Raw genomic sequence first — 17,341 nt, forward strand, 5'->3', positions numbered from 1 at the left:
ATCATCATTGTTGAGCCATTGCCGGGTCTGCGGAGAGCGTCGGCGCGGCGCGTTCAGGGCGTCGGGGTACAAACGACACTATCCAGGCCACCAGCGAAGTGAGCGCGCGGAAAACCACCTTCACCGACGGCGGTGAAAACTCCGCCAGGTGACGATAGCCGCGGAAGCCCAGCTTGAGGATATCCAGCAGGCTTTCCATCGGCTTGTCTTCCGGGAAGCTATCCTGCCAAAGCGCCCACGTATCAGCGCGGGCAAACGTACACTGCACAAAATCGATATGCTGTTGGTTGGTCAACGGCAACAGCTGGAGCCCCACTTCGCTGCCGTTGACCCGCGCGACCCTTACCGGGAAGGCATACTCCTGCTGTCCTCGTTTGAGCAACAGCCTGGCGTTCTGGCCTTCCAGCACCTGCGCGTCGCCGTGAATTTTGATCCCCAGCCCGCCGTCGGAATAGTCGTGAACCGTGCAGGAGAACAGATGGCCATCTTCGCGGGCAATCGCCGCCGGCATGCTCATTTCGACACGATGCGAACGGCGAACCTGCTTGCTTTCGACCGAGACCGCCACCGCGCCGCCAAGAATAATCAGGTTGTAGAACACCCAGACAATACTCACCCAGACGGTGAGAATTTCGTTTTCCGGGCCATACATAAATCGCCAGATCCCCACCGCGACGCCGACCAGATTGAGCAGTACAAGGTAGATATAGGGCCGGGAGATCACCCAGTCGACATACTCTTCTTCCACCAGCCCGCCCTTCGCGGTGACGTTGAACTTACCTTTATGCGGGTTAATCAGCGCCACAAAGGTGGGCGGCGCGATATACCAGGCCAGCACCGTCTCGTAGATTTCACTCCAGAACGAATGGCGGTATTTGCCCTGAATCTTCGAGTTGGTCAGGCTGGCGTGGATCATGTGCGGCAGCACGAACAGCGCGATCATCAGCGCAGGCGCATAAATGATATAGGCATGGAGCAGCAAAAAGGCCAGCGGCGCCGTGAGGAAGATGAGGCGCGGAATACCGGAGAGGAAGTGGAGCATGGCGTTGGCGTAGCAGACGCGCTGCGCCAGCTTCAGGCCTTTGCCAAACAGCGGGTTATCGAGACGGAAAATCTGCACCATCCCGCGCGCCCAGCGGATGCGCTGGCCGATATGCGCGGATAAACTCTCCGTCGCCAGCCCCGCCGCCTGCGGGATCCGCATATAGGCTGAGGTGTGTCCCCGCCGGTGCAGTCGCAGGGAGGTATGAGCATCTTCGGTTACCGTTTCGACGGCTATCCCGCCAATCTCATCCAGCGGGCCGCGACGGATAACGGCGCAGGAGCCGCAGAAGAAGGTGGCGTCCCACATGTCGTTCCCGTCCTGCACCAGGCCGTAGAACAGCGTCCCTTCGTTCGGCGTTTTGCGAAAGCGGCCAAGGTTGCGCTCAAAGGGATCGGGCGAGAAGAAGTGGTGCGGGGTCTGCATCATCGCCAGCTCTTTCTCTTTCAGGAACCAGCCCATGGTCATCTGCAGAAACGAGCGCGTCGGCACATGGTCGCAGTCAAAGATCGAGACGAACTCCCCTTTAGCGTATTTCAGCGCATTGTTGATGTTACCGGCCTTGGCGTGCTCGTGGCTGGTACGGGCGATATAGTGCACCCCGACATCTTTGGCAAACTGGCGAAACGCTTCCCGTCCGCCATCGTCGAGGATCCAGATGTTCAGCTTATCCTTCGGCCAGTCGATGCCCTGCGAGGCGTAAATGGTGTTTTTCACCACGTTGAGATCTTCGTTGTAGGTAGGGACGAAGATGTCCACAGTTGGCCACAGATCCATGTCCTCCGGTAGCGGCACCGGCTGGCGGTTCAGCGGCCAGACCACCTGGAAGTAGCCCAGCACCAGCACCACCCAGGCGTAGGTCTCTGCGAACAGCAGAATGATCCCGCACACCAGGCTTACCGGGTCGTTCCAGTTCAGCGTCGAGGTATAGCGCCACCAGATATAGCGGCACGACACCGTCAGCGACAGCACGATAAGCATTAGCGCCGAGAAACGCCCCGGGATGCGGCGCACCAGCAGCGCCACGCCCCACAGCAGCATCAGGAAGATAAACTGCGACAACGGGTTAAAGGGCTGCGTAATACACATTAGCGCCAGCACCAGCGAGCAGAAGGTCACCCCCCCAAGGATCGCCCGGCGCAGCTTCGGATTAAGGTGCGCCAGCTCTTTCTGTTTATCCAGATGGCCGGTGCGGGCGTTCACCTGTTCAGGCAGTTTCTCCAGCCATTGCGTATAGCGACCATGCACCCCTTCCAGAGCCGCCAGCGAGCGCCAGTTGACCTTTTTTTCCGGCTCCGGCACGCGCGTCGCCAGCAGCCACAGGGATTGCAAAAGATAGCGCAGCGGGTCCAGCGGACGCGGGCGATGCGGATTAATATGGGGAAAATAGGTTTCATGGTGGGCCAGAATCGCCTGCCAGCGCGGCGTCTCCAGCGGCATCAGCGCCCAGACCAGCGACGCCCACAAACAGCCAAGCGACGCCGAGAGCCAGGAGGCCCCGTGCTGCCGATAGTCGTCATAGCGCGCGCGCAGCCGTTCCCCCACCGGCGGAGCCAGCAGCAGCGTGCTGAGGCGGATCATGCCGCCCTCCCGCCGGAATAGTGGATCAGGCACCAGTTCGCCAGGGTCAGCACCTCTTCCGCCGCCAGGGAGTCCTGACGATACTCCCCGAGAGGTTGTTTCGCCGCCAGGCACTCAGCCATCGCCTCGTCGCGGTGAATCGTCACCGGCAGGATGCGCGGCTGGCTCTCGAGCCACAGCTGATAGAGATCTTCCTGCAGTTGGCTGCCGACCCGCAGGTCGTTAATCAGAATGTCGCTGTTGGCCGGAAGGGGCTGCTGGTGTAGACGGATATGGCTATTGGCGTCGGGATGGACCACCACCAGCGTGCGATCGCACAGCGTCAGCAGCTCGCGGGTCAACGGCGAATAGCCGCTCGGCAGATCCAGCAGTAGCCAGCGATACTGGCTCTGCAGCTGCTGCACAGCCTCCGCCATCACCCCCAGCGCGGGCTGCAGCTGGTCAGCATTTTCTCTTTCGCCGGCGCTGAGCTGGCCAAACGGCAGCAGATCGATATGTTGCGTATAGCGCAGTCCTGCGTCGCGCCAGTCCCGACCGTCGAGCAGCGCCCGCGCCCAGCCGTCCTGATGATGGACGTCGGTATTGAAAAAAAAGCGCAGCATATTATCCGGGCTGGCGTCGATCGCCAGCACCGTTTCACCGAGCAATTGCAGCGCCCAGGCGAGTGCAGCCGTAATGGACGTGACGCCAGTCCCCCCGCGCACGCCCTGTAATCCCAGAATAGCCATCTCCGGCTTCCTTATTTTTTCTCTGCAAACTCTGCCAGTAGCGGCCAGCGCTTCAGCGCCGCATTCAGCTGCTCGCGCCGGGAAATATCATGATAATCAATATCCGGCAGGGAAAATGCCCGGCTTAGCGCCAGAAAATCATTTTGAAAGGTGTACCCCAGCGTGGCGTCCGTGGGTACTGCAGGATCTTTTGCTGGCATATCTCTGTCCGTTCGAAATTTATTATTAAACCAGAGGACGAATACAGCGCATCCTTAAAAGCAGGTGTACATGCTAAAACTGATGACCTTTAATTTCAATGTTAGGTTTACTCTGCCGGTTTCGCTAGTAAACTTATCCAGTGTCAATCAGGGCGCACGAGGGATGCCGTGGATAGTGTATTTACTTTGGGTATTTCATCATTATGGGATGAAGTGTGCCATATGCCGGTCGGTGGGGTATGGTGGCTCAATGTTGACCGTTATGCCGATGCCGTCAGTCTGTTTAATCAGACGCTGGCCGCGCAGGCGAAAAACAGCAAGATCGCCGCGCTGGTAATGGGAAACAAACCTAATAATATCATTTCATTAGATAATGAAGGTGGCCCGGATAATATCGCGCTGTTCACCCTACCGAATCGTCCGGAAGCACTGGAAGAAATACATCGTGATTTAGTCTGCACCCTCGAACCTGGCAATTACTTGTTTATTCTGCTATGCGCTGAAAATACCTGGCAAAATATAAATAAGGATAAGCTATGCGCCTGGGTGGAAAAGACCAGCCGCTGGGCGCAATATCACCATTGCGCTTTCTTAGCGATCAATTCCGCCCAGGATATCGATCGGCAGCTCACCCCATTATTACGCGAGTACCGTTCCCTTTCCGGCCTGGCAAGTATTCGTTACCAGGGTGACCGACATCTCTTTGATATTGCCTGGTGGGGAAGCGAGAAAGGCATCAGCGCCCAGCAGCAACTGATGGTGCAACGCGATGATGCCGGCTGGCGGCTGGCGCAGGAGGCTGAAACCAGCGTTCAGCCACGTAGCGATGAGAAGGTGATCCTCAGCAATATGCGCGTGCTGGAAGGCGCCCCGCCGCTGTCGGAATACTGGAGACTGTTTGATACTAACGACGACGTCTTCAACGCCGGGCGCACCGCACAAGCGGCCACGTTACTCTTTTCCATTACCCAGAATACGCAAATTGAACAGCTGGGACGCTATATTCATACCCTGCGTCGTCAGCGCGGTACGGCGCTGAAAATTATTGTCCGTGAACAAACGCCCAGCCTGCGCGCGACCGATGAACGCCTGCTGCTCAGCAGCGGCGCCAGTCTGGTGATCCCCAGCAGCGCGTCGCTCTCCCGCTGCCTGACGCTGATCGAAAGCGTGCAGAACCAAAAATTCTCCCGCCATATTCCAGAGGATTTCGCCACGCTGTTGACCTGGAGCCAGCCGTTAAAGCTGCGCGGCTACCAGAAGTGGGATGCCTTCTGCGAAGCGGTACAGAACGTGATGGCCAATACCCTGCTGCCCGCCGACAGCAAAGGCGTGATGGTGGCCCTGCGCCCGGCGCCGGGACTGCGCGTTGAGCAGGCGCTGACGTTATGCAAACCCAACCGGATGGGCGATATCATGACTATCGGCAATAACCGGCTGGTGCTGTTTTTGTCGTTTTGCCGGATCAATGACCTCGATACCGCGCTAAACCACATTTTCCCGCTGCCGACCGGCGATATTTTTTCTAACCGCATGGTGTGGTTTGAAGACAAGCAGATCCTCTCGGAAATCGTGATCATGCGCGGCGTCGAGCCCGCGCACTGGAACACGCCGCTGCCCTTGTCGATAGATAAAAACGAAACCATCAACGCCACCCACGATGGACGCCACTGGCGACGCTACCCCGAACCACACCGGTTAACCACCCGTGAGGAACAAGCCTGATGATGTCTATCGCCGATATTCTGCAACTGGTGGTGCTCTGCGCCCTGCTGTTTTTTCCGCTGGGCTACCTGACGCGCCACTACCAGCGCCGTATTCGCACGACGTTAAGATTGATGTTCTTTAAACCCCGTTACGTGAAACCGGCGGGCGTATTACGCCGGGGAACAACGGTTAAGCAAGGCAAAGCGAACAAATGACAAACACTAAACCGACCGCGACACCGCTTCCGCTCTGGCAGTACTGGCGCGGACTTGGCGGCTGGAACTTCTACTTTCTGGTCAAGTTTGCCCTGCTGTGGGCCGGGTATCTCAATTTCCACCCGATGTTGAATCTGGTGTTTCTCGCCTTTCTGCTGGTGCCGATCCCGCGCGAAAAACTGCACCGTATCCGCCACTGGATCGCTATTCCGCTCGGCTTCGCGCTGTTCTGGCACGATACCTGGCTGCCTGGTCCGGAGACGCTTTTTAGTCAGGGCTCGCAAATCGCCGGCTTCAGCGCCAGCTATGTCTGGGATCTGATCGTCCGCTTTATCAACTGGAGCATGGTCGGCGCCTTCTTTGTTTTACTGGTGCTGTGGCTATTTATCAGCCAGTGGCTGCGCGTCACTGTGTTTGTCTCCGCGATGGTCGTCTGGCTGGCGGTCAGCCCGCTGCTGCCGGCCTTTACCCTGTGGCCCGCCGGTCAGCAGAACACGGCCGCCGCCACGACCGCGCCGGCCAATACCGGGGCCAACGCCGCCGCTGGCGCCGCGACCAGCCCCGCCAGCAGCGATATTCCGCCGCAGACCGAGCCGCCGACATCGGCCAATCTCACCAACTGGCTGAACGGTTTCTATGCCGCCGAGCAGAAGCGCAAGACACCGTTCCCGGACCAGCTGCCGGCGGATGCGCAGCCGTTTGACCTGCTGGTGATCAATATCTGTTCTCTCTCCTGGTCGGATATTGAAGCCGCCGGGCTGATGGACCATCCGCTGTGGAAGCATTTTGATATTGTCTTCAAGAACTTTAACTCCGCAACCTCCTACAGCGGCCCGGCGGCGGTGCGCCTGCTGCGCGCCAGCTGCGGTCAGTTGTCGCATACCAACCTGTATCAGCCGTCCGGCGCCGATTGCTACCTGTTTGAAAATCTGGCGAAACTCGGCTTTAACCAGCAGCTGATGCTCGGCCATAACGGTCTGTTCGGCGACTTCCTGAAAGAGCTGCGTTCGCTGGGCGGCATGCAGAGCCCCCTGATGGACCAGACCGGATTGCCGGTCAGCCTGCAGGCGTTTGACGGCTCGCCGGTGTATGAGGATCTGGCGGTCCTCAACCGCTGGCTGAAGACCGAAGAGGCCAGCAGCAATCCGCGGAGCGCCACCTTCTATAACACCCTGCCGCTGCATGACGGCAACCACTTCCCGGGGCAAAGCAAAACCGCAGACTACAAAGTGCGGGCGCAGAAGCTGTTTGATGACCTGGATAACTTCTTCACCGAGCTCGAGAAATCGGGGCGGAAAGTGATGGTGGTGGTGGTGCCGGAACACGGTGGCGCGCTGAAAGGCGATAAGATGCAGGTCTCTGGCCTGCGGGATATCCCGAGCCCGTCGATCACGAACGTCCCGACGGCGGTGAAATTCTTCGGCATGAAGGCGCCGCATGAAGGGGCGCCGATTATCATCGATCAGCCCAGCAGTTACCTGGCGGTGTCGGAGCTGGTGGTGCGCGCCCTCGACGGCAAAATGTTCAGCGAGGACAGCGTCAACTGGCAACAGTATGTCGCGAACCTGCCGCAGAGCGCGGCGGTGTCCGAAAACGCCAACGCCATCGTCATCCAGTATCAGGGCAAGCCTTATGTCCAGCTGAATGGCGGTAGCTGGGTGCCTTATCCGCAATAAGTGAAAAGGCCGCCATGTTGGCGGCCTTACATCGTCAGACGTTCCCATTCAACCTTCCCCACCCGCATGCATACGGGCGGGGAAGGCGGCAAATCAATCACCGTCTCTAACGCTGATCCTGTTTCGCCAGCCAGACCAACAGCTTGAGGCTGGCAGAGTAATAATCATCCTTGTCGTCAATCTGCGGCGCCTCCTGCGGTTCACCCAGCGTCAGATCGCGCACCGCCAGCAGGCCACCAGCCATATACCAGGGGGCCACCTCGTTGGTGCTGACGTTGATCCACGCCGGGGTTTGCAGACGCGGGTAACTCTGCATCCAGGCCTTCCACGGCGCGAGCAAAGCGCTTTGCGGATCGGCCCATGAGAGATACAGCGGGATACGAATCGCATCGAAACTCATCCGCGGCGGCCACTCTTTGGCTGGCAGCATCTTGCCATCCGCCCGCAGCGCCACCCAGTCGCTGGGCAAGTGTGATTTCCCCCAGCCCATCTGCCCCAGCAGCGCCTGTCCATCGGTCTGCAATGTCCGCCAGGCGGTCAGATGCGTCCGCTCCGCGAAGGCGCGCCAGGCCGGGAAGATGAAATAGGAGGGATTAAGGTTCAGATGGTCGTTGAGATTGAACCCTTTCACGCCCGGGAGCATCACCTGGCGACCGGCGAAGGTCACCACCGTATACTTCAGCAATGAGGCGGTGATGGCGTCCGAGGCCGTCGCGTAGCGCTTATCCTGCCACTGCTTTTGCGCGCGCAGCAGCGCCCAGGCGATCAGGGTATCGCCATCGGAGGCGTTGTTTTTATCGGCGATAGGGTCCGGCGCCACCGGGTTATAGCGCCAGTAAAACAGCCCGTTAGACTTATCGCGCAGGGTGCTGTCCGTCCACTGCCACAGCTTGTCGAACGCCGGGCGATCGTTATTCGCCACAGCCAGGAGCATGGCAAAACCCTGACCTTCCGTATGCGACACATTGCCATTGGCGGTATCAATGATACGGCCGTCCGGCATCATAAAACGGGCCTTATAGCGCTCCCAGGCCGTATCCGCCCACGCCCGGGGCACCAGCATCACTGCCGTTGTCACTATCACCGCCACTAAAGCACGCAGGGGCATAAATTCACTCATTATGGATGGTAGTAAAGAAACTGAACGTCAGAGACGGAGAACACCCGCTCGCGTTGTAAAACGACGTGAGCGCTGCCTCCCTGACTCTGCAGCCAGCGAGAATATAACCCCTCGAGTATGGCACAGAACGCGTTGCACCAGCGCACGCGTCCCGCGTCGTCCCGGCTGACCGGCAACGCCTGATGGCGCAGGCGCAGGCCATCCTCACCGACATCAATCGTCACCACGCCCCAGTGGAAATGGGTCAGCAGCCGGTTGATATTCGCCTCCAGCTCCCCCACCGTCTCCGACGCCGGCAGCGGATGGGTCTCCGCCAGCGAGGCGCCCATCTGACGCAGGAAGGGCTGGCTTTCCAGCTCGCCGGCATTATTTAACATACCTTCGACCATAATCACCAACAGATCGAACCATCCGGCAGGCGTCTGCTGCTGCTGGAACCAGGTCGTGACTACCGGGTTATTGTTCTCCGTCATCATCAATGATCTCCCAACATATAGCGGATATAGAGCCCGGCGGTGCTTTCGTTATAATCCCCGAAGGTGTCATAGCCAATCTGGCCCCCCAGCGTCATCTGTTTGTTAACCTTGTAGTCCGCCCCGGCGCGCAGGGTATAGCCGATGCCGCTCTTCGAGGTCGCGGAATAGTAGGCTTCCTTGGCAAACCCATTGCTCACCGCCGTCTCCAGGGTCTGCTGCCACTCCGAATTGGTCGGGAAATAGGCGCTCTTATCCTGACTGTAAGACTGGTAGCCCACCGAGCCGCCAAGCTTCATGGTCCAGTTATCATATTTCTCCGTCAGACTGACCGGCAGCGACACGCTGACATAGTTTTGCGGGCTAAAGTAGCCCCCCTGGCCATAGGTGAAGTAGCTGAGGTTCTTGGAATAATCCATATAGCTCATGCTCAACCCGGTCTGCAACTGGCGGTATTCGTCATGATAGGGCCGCAGATAGACCCCGGCATTGGCGTTAATGCTGGTGTTGCTGGCGACGTTCTGCCCCAGGTAGCTGTAACCGCCGCCGCCGACATAGAAGCCCGCGTCGCCGTCGTCATAGCTCAGCTGCAGGGTGCCGCCGTTTTTCGTCACCTGCCCCCAGGTTTTACCGGAATAGGCGTCTTTCAGACCAACGTAAGAAAGCAGGCTGTCGGTCAGTGAGCGGCGTTCGCCGGTCAGGATCAGCGACAGGTAGTTGCTCAGCTTAGGCGACCATTTCACCCCACCGACAACGGTATTGAGATCCTGGCCCAGCGGCGTGCTGCCAATATCGACGCGATAATCGTCACCGCTTAACGCCAGCGCCAGCTCGACGCCGTTGGCCTTCTGCGAATCGGTTGAGCCGCTGGTCTGGTCAACGTTCGGCTTAAGGCTGGAAGAGGCCAAATAGCTGGCGACTTGTCCCGAATCATAGCTCCCGAGCTTCGCCAGGTTTTCCATCCCGCTGCTGGTGGTCGGATTGAAATCTGCCGCATTCAGGGTACCCAGGCCGCTTAACGCCTCGGCCCCCGGATTGCTGGCATAATAGGCCGTCCGCTCCGCCTCGGTCATCGAGGCGATCGCCGCCTGCTCGCTGGTGGCGGTACTCACCATATTGGAGACCGCGTTAGCCAGCGGGTTGGCGCCGTAGCGACGCCAGGCGTCGCCGCTGGCGGTCCCGGCGTTCAACGACACCGGAGTGACGGTAAAGTCAAAGCGCGAATCGCCAAACGGCGAAGAGGACCAGGTCAGCGGCGTCCGGATCTCCGTCAGCTTGCTGGTCCCCGATTCGCCGTCGCGTCCACGCACGTCCATTCCGCCCTGCAGCCAGCTGCCGGTTTTCTCCTGCAGCGACTCCATCATGGTGTCCACCTGGCGCAGCATGCGCGTCTCGGCGGTATCGACCGGCAGATCGGGCCGCTGGATGCCCGGCAGCGAAGAACCGGGTGCGGCGGCCGACTGGGCGACCTGCCACGGCATATACTGCCCGTAGGTGGAAGCGGTCCGCGTCGGCGCCGACGTTTGCGACACGCCGATAAAGGGGTTGTCTGCCGCCAGCACCCCGCCGACGGTTGGCGTTTCGCTGCTGTTGGTGCTTTGCATACCCAGCAGTTTGCCGCGGGCGCTACGCAGGTAGGTCATCGCCTGCTGATGATGGCCCTGCGCCTCTGCGACTCTCGCCAGCAGCAGCAGGCGGTCCGGGGAGTTATCCTGACGTAAGCCACCGGCCAGCTGCTCGGCGCGATCGTTGTTCCCCGCCGACAGCGCCACATCAATGGCCCCGGCGCGCGCATCCTGGTTCGGCGTATCGCGCGTCATCAGGTAGTCATAGACCACCCCGGCCTCTTTGTTCATTTTGCCGCTCTGGTACAGCCGCGCCATCGCGAACATCAGATCGGTATTCTGCGGATCGCTCTGCATGGCGCGGATCAGCTTGTCATACGCCGCGGCGTAGTTACCCTGCTCACGCAGGCGATCGGCTTCGTTAATCACATAGCCATTGCGAATACTCGCCAGCTGCGTCGGCGTACTGCTGGCCTGCAGCTGCGGATTGCTGAGCAGGTTCTGCGCCTCGCCGGTCAGTCCGGCCTGGTTCAGCACCGCAATCTGATCGGCGTAATCACCGGCGTTGCCGGACACGCCGCTGCTGATATTGTTGCGCACCAGCGAGACCGCGGTGGTCAGGTCGCCGCTCTCGGCCAGTAGCCGCGCCAGCTTGCCGGCGTCCGCCGGGGCTTTCGGCGGCGTGGAGGCCATCGCCCGCAAGGTATTGCTGGCGGCGGTGCTGTTGCCCTGCGCCAGATAGTTTTCGGCGGTCACCAGCTGCAGGTTGTAGTTCACCCGCTGGCGTAAATCGCGCATGTCGCTGGTCTGGCTGCCGCCGGGGATGCGCGCCAGCAGCGTCTGCGCCTGCTGCCAGGCACCGTTTTCGCTGGCAAACAGGGCGGCGGCATACAGCGCATTGTTGCTGGCGCCGGGGCGATAGGCCGCCGACATCAGCGAAGAGGCCTCGCTGCCGTTACCCGATTTTTGCAACAGCCGGGCCAGATCAAGGCGCAGCCAGGGATCGTCCGGATAGCGGGCGACGCCTTCGCGCAGAGTGGCAATCGCGCCGCCTGGGTTACCGCTGCTGACCTGCGCCTGGGCCTGACGGCGCACGGCATCGCCCGGCATACCGGCCACCACCCGCGGCTGCAGTTTTTGCTGCAGGCTCTGCGGGAGCGTCTGCAGCATCGCCTGCGCCTCGGCGGATTTATTCTGCTCGCGCAGCACGTAATAGAGGTTTTCCCGCGCCGCCGCGTTCTGCGGATCGTCGCTTAACAGCGAGCGCAGCGTTTGCTCTGCCTGGGGTAAATCTTTGTTATGCCGTAGCACATCGGCACGGAACAGCTTCGCCGAGGCGCCCCGCGCCCCGCTCTGCTGCGCCAGCGGCGCGGAGAGCGCCAGCGCCTGGCTAATATTGCCCTGCTTATAGGCCTGCTGAGCTTGCGCCAGCTGGCCGTAGAACAGCGCATCGGCCGCCTGCTGGCGACGAGTCGCCGAGGCGTCACCACCGAGATCTGCCGCCCGGCTCAGATACTGCGACGCGGCCTGGTAGTCGCCGCTGCGTTGCGCGATATAGCCCATGCCCGCCAGCGCATCGGCATCCTGCGGGTTGGTCTGCAGCACCTCTTCAAATTGCTGCTTCGCGGCGGCGGTATTGCCGCTGTTCAGATTGGCGTAGCCCTGGCCACGCGCCTGACCGCTGCGCCGTTCGCGAAAGTAATTCTGGACTTCGCTATCCTGCGGATGCCGCTGCATCCAGGTATCGTAATACTGCTCATCCCCGGCCTGCGGGCCCAGCCAGAGCAGCGCCTGACGCAAGCCGCTGTCCGCCTCTTTGTTGCCGCTGGCCATCGGCTCCAGCATAGCGATCCCTTCCCGGCGGGTCTCTTCCCGCCAGGTTAAGGCTTTCCCCAGCGCCACCCGCGGGGCGTTCTCCTGCGGATGCTGGGCCACATACTGGCGCAGTTCACTGATAGCCTGCGGATAGAGCGATTTGTCGCTGGCCATGGTCAGGTAATATTCCGCCGCCAGCCCGGCAGGCGGCGTATTGCCATTAAACATGCTGCGCCAGGTCGCCAGCGCCCCGGGAATATTGCCGCCGCGCGCCTGCTGGCGGGCCAGGCTGAGCTGCCCCTGCGGCACCTGCGACATCTTTTTAGCGTTGTCTAAATCCTGCAGCCCAGGGCTGTCCGGCGCCGCTTTCGCCAGCCGGGCGCGCCACTGCGCCGCCGCCTGCATATCGCCACCCTGCTGCGACCAGAGCGCCATCAGATACAGCGCCTGGGTGTTATTGGCATCGACCGAAAGCACCTTCTGCAGCGACTCCATCGCCAGTTCGTCATGCGATTTCTCATGCCAGTAGTTGGCCTGGGCGAACAGCGCCTGCAGCGCCGCGTCGTTACCTGCCGCCAGCACGCCGCCAGAAGCGCCAAGCGCTAAGGCGCCGGTGAGGCAGAACGTCGTAAGCCGGCGGGAGGTTTTCATCGTTATTGTTATCTTTCTTTTCATTAGTTATCCCCCGAACCCAGACGCTTACGGGCGTGACGTTTAAACATCGCGGTCAGCGCCAGTCCCATTATCGAGGTGGCAATCAGCCCCAGCAGGGCCAGGAAACCAGAGTGCTGGCTGGCATACCAGACGGCCATCATGTACCACGGCATCTGACCGCTGGGGAACGGCGTGCTGACCTGGAAGCTGCGCACCCCGTTATCGCTGGTGATCACCGCGGTATCGCCACGGATCCCGGCGTTGATGCGCGGCGAGTCCAGATCGGTCTTCAGTCGCGCCAGCTGGTCATCATTGCTGGCCATCGCCACCACCACCAGGCGAGTCGCGTTCCACGGCGAACGATAGCTGATGAACCCGCGCCAGGCGCTGCTGGATGAGAAGTAGCGATCGGCATCGAGGCTGGCCGAGGTCCAGTCGCCGGTCAGCCGACGTTGAACTTTTTGCCACAGGTCAGGCTCGCGGACGCTCAGCGTGTTATCCACCGGACGATAGGGTGAATCAGCCAGCAGGCTCTGGTTAAAGGCCTGCTGATCGAGAGCGGTGACCGCCAGCACATCACGTTCGCGCAGCGACTGCAGATCCGCGCCGCCGGTCGGCATCCCGAGCACGACGCGGTTATTCGCCAGCGCGGTGCCGGTCGCATTTCCGGAGCGCGCCGCCAGATTCAGCAGGGTGGCCACCTGGGTCTCAGACGGGTCTGCCGGCAGCATGAGCGTCGTTTGTGAATAGTCCGCCAGCCGCGAGAAGGGGAATGAGGCGCCAACGAAATAGGAGAGGTTTGGCAGCAGCGAGAAGTGTCGCGTTTTGCTCAAATCAATCCAGGAGTCGTCAGTGATGCGGCTCTTGATATTGTTATTCAGCAGCACCGAGCACGGAACATCATCTTTCGGCACCACATTGAAGTACATCGACAGCTGGTTATCACCGTAGATCAGGTAAGGTGCCAGCGGGATGGTAAAGCGCTCCTGGCGCGCATCGCCCCCGAGGTGGCGCCAGACTTTCTCCAGTGGTCCCTGCTTGTTCATCGCCAGGTTATTGAGGAAGGTGCCGTTGAGCGTGACGCTCAGCAGGGACTTGTCCTCATTAATCCAGCTTTCCGACGGGAAGCGGTAGCCAACCTGCAGCGGGATCGTCTCGCCATCCCAGAGATAGAGGTCGGGCGCGGCGCGAAAGGCGATACGTAAAGGCTCATGCCAGACGCCGCTGACGGTCGGGCTTTGATCCTTACGCAGCAGTTCGCTGAGCTTGACCGGACGATCGGTGGGGATCCAGCGCGGCGCATCGTACGCTTTACCAACCGGGATGGTCTGCGGTTCGACATCCTGCGTCGCGGTTTGCGGGGCAAAGTTGCCGCGGGTCAACCGCCAGGCGGCCATGCGCAGCGCGGTATCGTTTTTGCCGACAATCAACAGTAGCTTATAGGCCGGATTGGCGGGGTTGGCGATGATGCGTAGCAGCGGTTTATCGGTTTCCGGCAGCGTCATGCCGCCCACCTGCTCGCCCGGATGGCCAATCACAATACCATGGCGTTCCGGCAGGCGATCGCGCAGGGCGCTGAAGGCGATGCCGCGATAGTCCGCCTGGATACCCAGCCATGAAGAGACCAGCGCCGCGGCGCTGAAGACGTCAGCCGACGGCTTCGCCCCATAGGCGACCGCGATGTCCGCCGGCGTCATCTGCATGCTGTCAAAGAAGGGACGCGGGAAGTGGCTCAGGTCGTCGCTGATGTTCAGTTGCTGGCTTTCCCAACTGAAATGCGACGTGGGCAGCACCGTCACCCGCGACGAATCATGAATGTCACGCTGGCACTGCAGGGTATCGCCATCGTTGATCTTCACGCTCAGGTTATTGCTGGAGACCATCAGCGCGGGCGGAATATCCAGCTGGTAATGGGAGACATCCTCGCCATCGGCACCCAGCGGCAGGGTGCCGAGGGGCTGACCGTTGAGCATCAGTTGCAGGGTGGCGTTGCGGCTCGCCATTTCCGGCGATACGCGGACGGCAAGGCTGAGCTGGGAATGGATCACCACCTGGTCGGAAGGCAGCGTAAAGCTAACGCCCCCTTGCCGCTGGCCGCCGCTGAGGATAATGCCATCCGGCATCCCCATTTGCGCCAGATTCAGATCGCCTCCCCAGACCGGGGCAACCGGGATGACATCGGGCGTAGCCACCTCACTCACCGGCGGGGTTACTGCGGGCATCTCTGGCGCAGGGGCCGTCACCGTCGCATCGCCTGCGGTGGCGGGCGCTGCCGGGGGAGTCCCCTCTTCCGGAGAGGCCGCCGGAGGTTCGTCACCCGGCTCATTGTCCGCCGCGCCGTTGAGCTGCGGAAAACTCAGCGGGGCTGAAGCGCCGGCAACCGGCTCTTCACTGTGCAGCGCTGGCGCAGAGAACATCCCTGCCAGCAGCGCCAGCGTCGTTAATCGCTTCATAACGTCCCATCCTCCTGCGCCGTTTTCGCCACTGGCGTCCGGTTGCGCTGGCTACGACGGGTTTTCCACGTCAGCCAGAACAGTTCGAACACGCAGCGCAAAATGGTGAAGAAGGAGCGGAACGGGTTATCCTGCGGACGCGGCGGATTAATCCAGGCATCCGCGCGGGCCAGCACCACACGCACCAGTTCACGGCGGCGCGAGAGAGGAATATCTTCATCAAACTTGAGGCGCAGGAAGCGCTCGTCTGAGGTGACCAGCTGAGCCGGGATGGAGATAGCCCCGGACTGCAGGATCAGTTCAATCTCTTCGATGTCATCCTCCAGATGACGCATATCCGGCGCGGCCACGCGGCAGCCACCCATCGACAGGTCCGCGGTATGGCTGCGGGAAACGATACCGCTGGCGTAATGGATCACCACCGGAATATCGACATCGATACGAATCGTTTTTCGCACCTGCCGCGTCTCGCGCGCCACGGCGATAGCCGCCAGCAGGAAGATCAGGCTGTAGATCCCCCACCCGACGTTCAGGGCGATAACGTTGGGATCCGAGCCAAAGTAGTCATGGCCTATCGCCCGGACGATACCGACGACCACCCCCAGGGCCAGCAGGCAGGCCACCACCAGATGCGGGCGCACCACGGTGAAATCGAAGTAACCGACGTCAAGCAGCCCGCCCTTATCGGTAACGTTGAATTTGCCGCGTTTGGGGAAAATCATCGTCACCAGGGTCGGCAGCACCAGGTGGAAGGCCAGCACAATATCGTAAATCTCCCCCCAGAAGCTGTAGCGATAGCGGCCATTCATTCGCGAACCGACGTAAATGGCGAGGAACAGATGCGGCAGGGCATAGGAGACAATCAGGCTCGCTGAAGAGTAAATAATATTGAGGTTAAACAGCAGATAAGCCAGCGGGGCGGTGACAAACACCACCCTCGGGAGCGCGAACTGGTAATAGAGCATGGCGCTGAGGTAGCAGAAGCGCTGCTGTAAGGTCAGGCCGCGGCCAAACAGCGGGTTATCGAGGCGAAAGATCTGCGTCATCCCGCGTGCCCAGCGGGTACGCTGGATAACGTGCACCACCAGGCGTTCAGTGGCGAGACCAGCCGCCAGCGGAATATCGAGAAAGGCCGATTTCCATCCCAGCCGCTGGAACTTCAGCGCCGTATGGGCATCTTCGGTCACCGTTTCGACGGCGAAACCGCCAATCTGCGCCAGCGCCTCGCGGCGGATCACTGCGCAGGAGCCGCAGAAAAAGGTGGCGTTCCAGTTGTCGTTCCCCTGCTGAATCGGGCCATAGAACAACATCCCTTCGTTCGGGATGTTACGCCCGACGGAGAGGTTACGTTCAAACGGGTCCGGGGAATAGAAGTAGTGCGGCGTCTGCACCAGAGCCAGCATCGGATCTTTCAGGAAGCCGCCGACGGTGGCCTGCAGGAAGACGCGCGTGGCGACGTGGTCGCAGTCGAAAACGCAAATAAGCTCCCCGTGGGTCAGGGTCAGCGCATGGTTAAGGTTCCCCGCTTTGGCGTGCTTGTTGTCGTTACGGGTGATATAGCCCACGCCGACGTCGGCGGCGAACACGGCAAACTCACTGCGTTTGCCGTCATCCAGAAGATAAATCTTCATTTTATCTTTTGGATAATCAATGCATTGTGCCGCCAGCACGGTATCGCGCACCACCTCCAGCGGTTCGTTATAGCTCGGAATATAGATATCGACCGTCGGCCACTTACTCATATCATCCGGCAGCGGAACAATGCCGCGCTTCAGCGGCCAGACCGTCTGCAGATAGTTAAGTAACAGCATCACCCAGATATAGACTTCCGCCAGAAAGAGTCCCATTCCAAGAATGGTTTCAATGGACGAGTTGAAGTGCAGGGTCTGCGTGAGACGAAAATACATGTAACGCGTGGACATCAGCAGCGATGTGACGACCATAATGACCGATATGCTGCGGCGCTTACTGAAGCCCATCAGAAAGAGAATACCGATACTTAGCAGACCAAAAATATACTGCTTTTGGCTGTCCATCGGCGTGATCACCACCAGCACGGCAACGGGAGACAGCACCAGCGCCAGCAACCAAAAAAGAGATTTTTTCATTCAGCAG

Annotated in this window: 11 protein-coding genes; 3 read left to right on the forward strand and 8 right to left on the reverse strand. The window is 60.3% G+C overall.

The window, feature by feature from the left end; all coding sequences use genetic code 11:
- Positions 1-4: 4 nt before the first annotated feature.
- From bcsA (CWM53_RS23775) to bcsR, 3 genes are read right to left on the reverse strand one after another with little or no spacing between them, the layout of a single operon-like run.
- Positions 5-2,623, reverse strand: coding sequence for a UDP-forming cellulose synthase catalytic subunit (gene bcsA, locus CWM53_RS23775; protein ID WP_012540356.1), 2,619 nt, complete (start codon positions 2,621-2,623; stop codon positions 5-7).
- Positions 2,620-3,351 carry a cellulose biosynthesis protein BcsQ gene (gene bcsQ / locus CWM53_RS23780; RefSeq protein ID WP_074386998.1) on the reverse strand — a complete coding sequence of 244 codons (732 nt, stop codon included), beginning with the start codon at positions 3,349-3,351 and terminating at the stop codon, positions 2,620-2,622. The genes bcsA (CWM53_RS23775) and bcsQ overlap by 4 nt, the downstream gene beginning before the upstream one ends.
- A gap of 11 nt (positions 3,352-3,362) precedes the next feature.
- Positions 3,363-3,551, reverse strand: a complete 189-nt coding sequence (gene bcsR / locus CWM53_RS23785; RefSeq protein ID WP_002921513.1) for a cellulose biosynthesis protein BcsR — start codon at positions 3,549-3,551, stop codon at positions 3,363-3,365.
- A 168-nt stretch (positions 3,552-3,719) separates the two neighbouring features.
- On the opposite strand from bcsR, the gene bcsE reads away from it, so the two are divergent.
- Genes bcsE through bcsG form a run of 3 tightly spaced genes read left to right on the forward strand, consistent with a single transcriptional unit; the run spans position 3,720 to position 7,146 of the window.
- Positions 3,720-5,273, forward strand: a complete 1,554-nt coding sequence (gene bcsE / locus CWM53_RS23790; protein ID WP_074386997.1) for a cellulose biosynthesis protein BcsE — start codon at positions 3,720-3,722, stop codon at positions 5,271-5,273.
- Positions 5,273-5,470, forward strand: coding sequence for a cellulose biosynthesis protein BcsF (bcsF, locus tag CWM53_RS23795; protein WP_004204976.1), 198 nt, complete (start codon positions 5,273-5,275; stop codon positions 5,468-5,470). Before bcsE ends, bcsF begins: the two co-directional genes overlap by 1 nt.
- Positions 5,467-7,146: a cellulose biosynthesis protein BcsG gene (gene bcsG / locus CWM53_RS23800; RefSeq protein WP_100676316.1), complete on the forward strand. Its 1,680-nt coding sequence runs from the start codon at positions 5,467-5,469 to the stop codon at positions 7,144-7,146. Before bcsF ends, bcsG begins: the two co-directional genes overlap by 4 nt.
- Before the next feature lie 106 nt (positions 7,147-7,252).
- Here the strand turns inward: bcsG and CWM53_RS23805 are convergent, their stop codons facing one another.
- Genes CWM53_RS23805 through bcsA (CWM53_RS23825) form a run of 5 tightly spaced genes read right to left on the reverse strand, consistent with a single transcriptional unit; the run spans position 7,253 to position 17,334 of the window.
- Positions 7,253-8,254, reverse strand: a complete 1,002-nt coding sequence (locus tag CWM53_RS23805) for a glycosyl hydrolase family 8 (protein ID WP_074386995.1) — start codon at positions 8,252-8,254, stop codon at positions 7,253-7,255.
- Positions 8,255-8,265: 11 nt separating this feature from the next.
- Positions 8,266-8,742 (reverse strand): cellulose biosynthesis protein BcsD, encoded by a 477-nt coding sequence (bcsD, locus tag CWM53_RS23810; RefSeq protein WP_008806909.1) that lies wholly within the window; start codon positions 8,740-8,742, stop codon positions 8,266-8,268.
- Positions 8,742-12,794 (reverse strand): cellulose biosynthesis protein BcsC, encoded by a 4,053-nt coding sequence (locus tag CWM53_RS23815; RefSeq protein ID WP_074386993.1) that lies wholly within the window; start codon positions 12,792-12,794, stop codon positions 8,742-8,744. Before CWM53_RS23815 ends, bcsD begins: the two co-directional genes overlap by 1 nt.
- Entirely contained in the window at positions 12,794-15,226 is a 2,433-nt protein-coding gene (gene bcsB / locus CWM53_RS23820) for a cellulose biosynthesis cyclic di-GMP-binding regulatory protein BcsB (protein WP_100630998.1), read from the reverse strand. The genes CWM53_RS23815 and bcsB overlap by 1 nt, the downstream gene beginning before the upstream one ends.
- Positions 15,223-17,334, reverse strand: coding sequence for a UDP-forming cellulose synthase catalytic subunit (gene bcsA, locus CWM53_RS23825; RefSeq protein WP_061153014.1), 2,112 nt, complete (start codon positions 17,332-17,334; stop codon positions 15,223-15,225). Before bcsA (CWM53_RS23825) ends, bcsB begins: the two co-directional genes overlap by 4 nt.
- Positions 17,335-17,341 lie beyond the last annotated feature (7 nt).

Origin of the sequence: Klebsiella sp. A-Nf5 (assembly GCF_002810545.1) — a bacterium.
In the GTDB taxonomy this organism is placed as follows: domain Bacteria; phylum Pseudomonadota; class Gammaproteobacteria; order Enterobacterales; family Enterobacteriaceae; genus Klebsiella; species Klebsiella variicola.

Excerpts from the sequence above, each read along its gene's own strand:
- bcsG (WP_100676316.1), top strand. The coding sequence starts at position 5,467 with ATGACAAACACTAAACCGACCGCGACACCGCTTCCGCTCTGGCAGTAC.
- bcsD (WP_008806909.1), bottom strand. The coding sequence starts at position 8,742 with ATGATGACGGAGAACAATAACCCGGTAGTCACGACCTGGTTCCAGCAG.
- bcsR (WP_002921513.1), bottom strand. The coding sequence starts at position 3,551 with ATGCCAGCAAAAGATCCTGCAGTACCCACGGACGCCACGCTGGGGTAC.
- CWM53_RS23805 (WP_074386995.1), bottom strand. The coding sequence starts at position 8,254 with ATGCCCCTGCGTGCTTTAGTGGCGGTGATAGTGACAACGGCAGTGATG.
- bcsQ (WP_074386998.1), bottom strand. The coding sequence starts at position 3,351 with ATGGCTATTCTGGGATTACAGGGCGTGCGCGGGGGGACTGGCGTCACG.
- bcsB (WP_100630998.1), bottom strand. The coding sequence starts at position 15,226 with ATGAAGCGATTAACGACGCTGGCGCTGCTGGCAGGGATGTTCTCTGCG.
- bcsA (WP_061153014.1), bottom strand. The coding sequence starts at position 17,334 with ATGAAAAAATCTCTTTTTTGGTTGCTGGCGCTGGTGCTGTCTCCCGTT.
- bcsA (WP_012540356.1), bottom strand. The coding sequence starts at position 2,623 with ATGATCCGCCTCAGCACGCTGCTGCTGGCTCCGCCGGTGGGGGAACGG.
- bcsF (WP_004204976.1), top strand. The coding sequence starts at position 5,273 with ATGATGTCTATCGCCGATATTCTGCAACTGGTGGTGCTCTGCGCCCTG.
- CWM53_RS23815 (WP_074386993.1), bottom strand. The coding sequence starts at position 12,794 with ATGAAAAGAAAGATAACAATAACGATGAAAACCTCCCGCCGGCTTACG.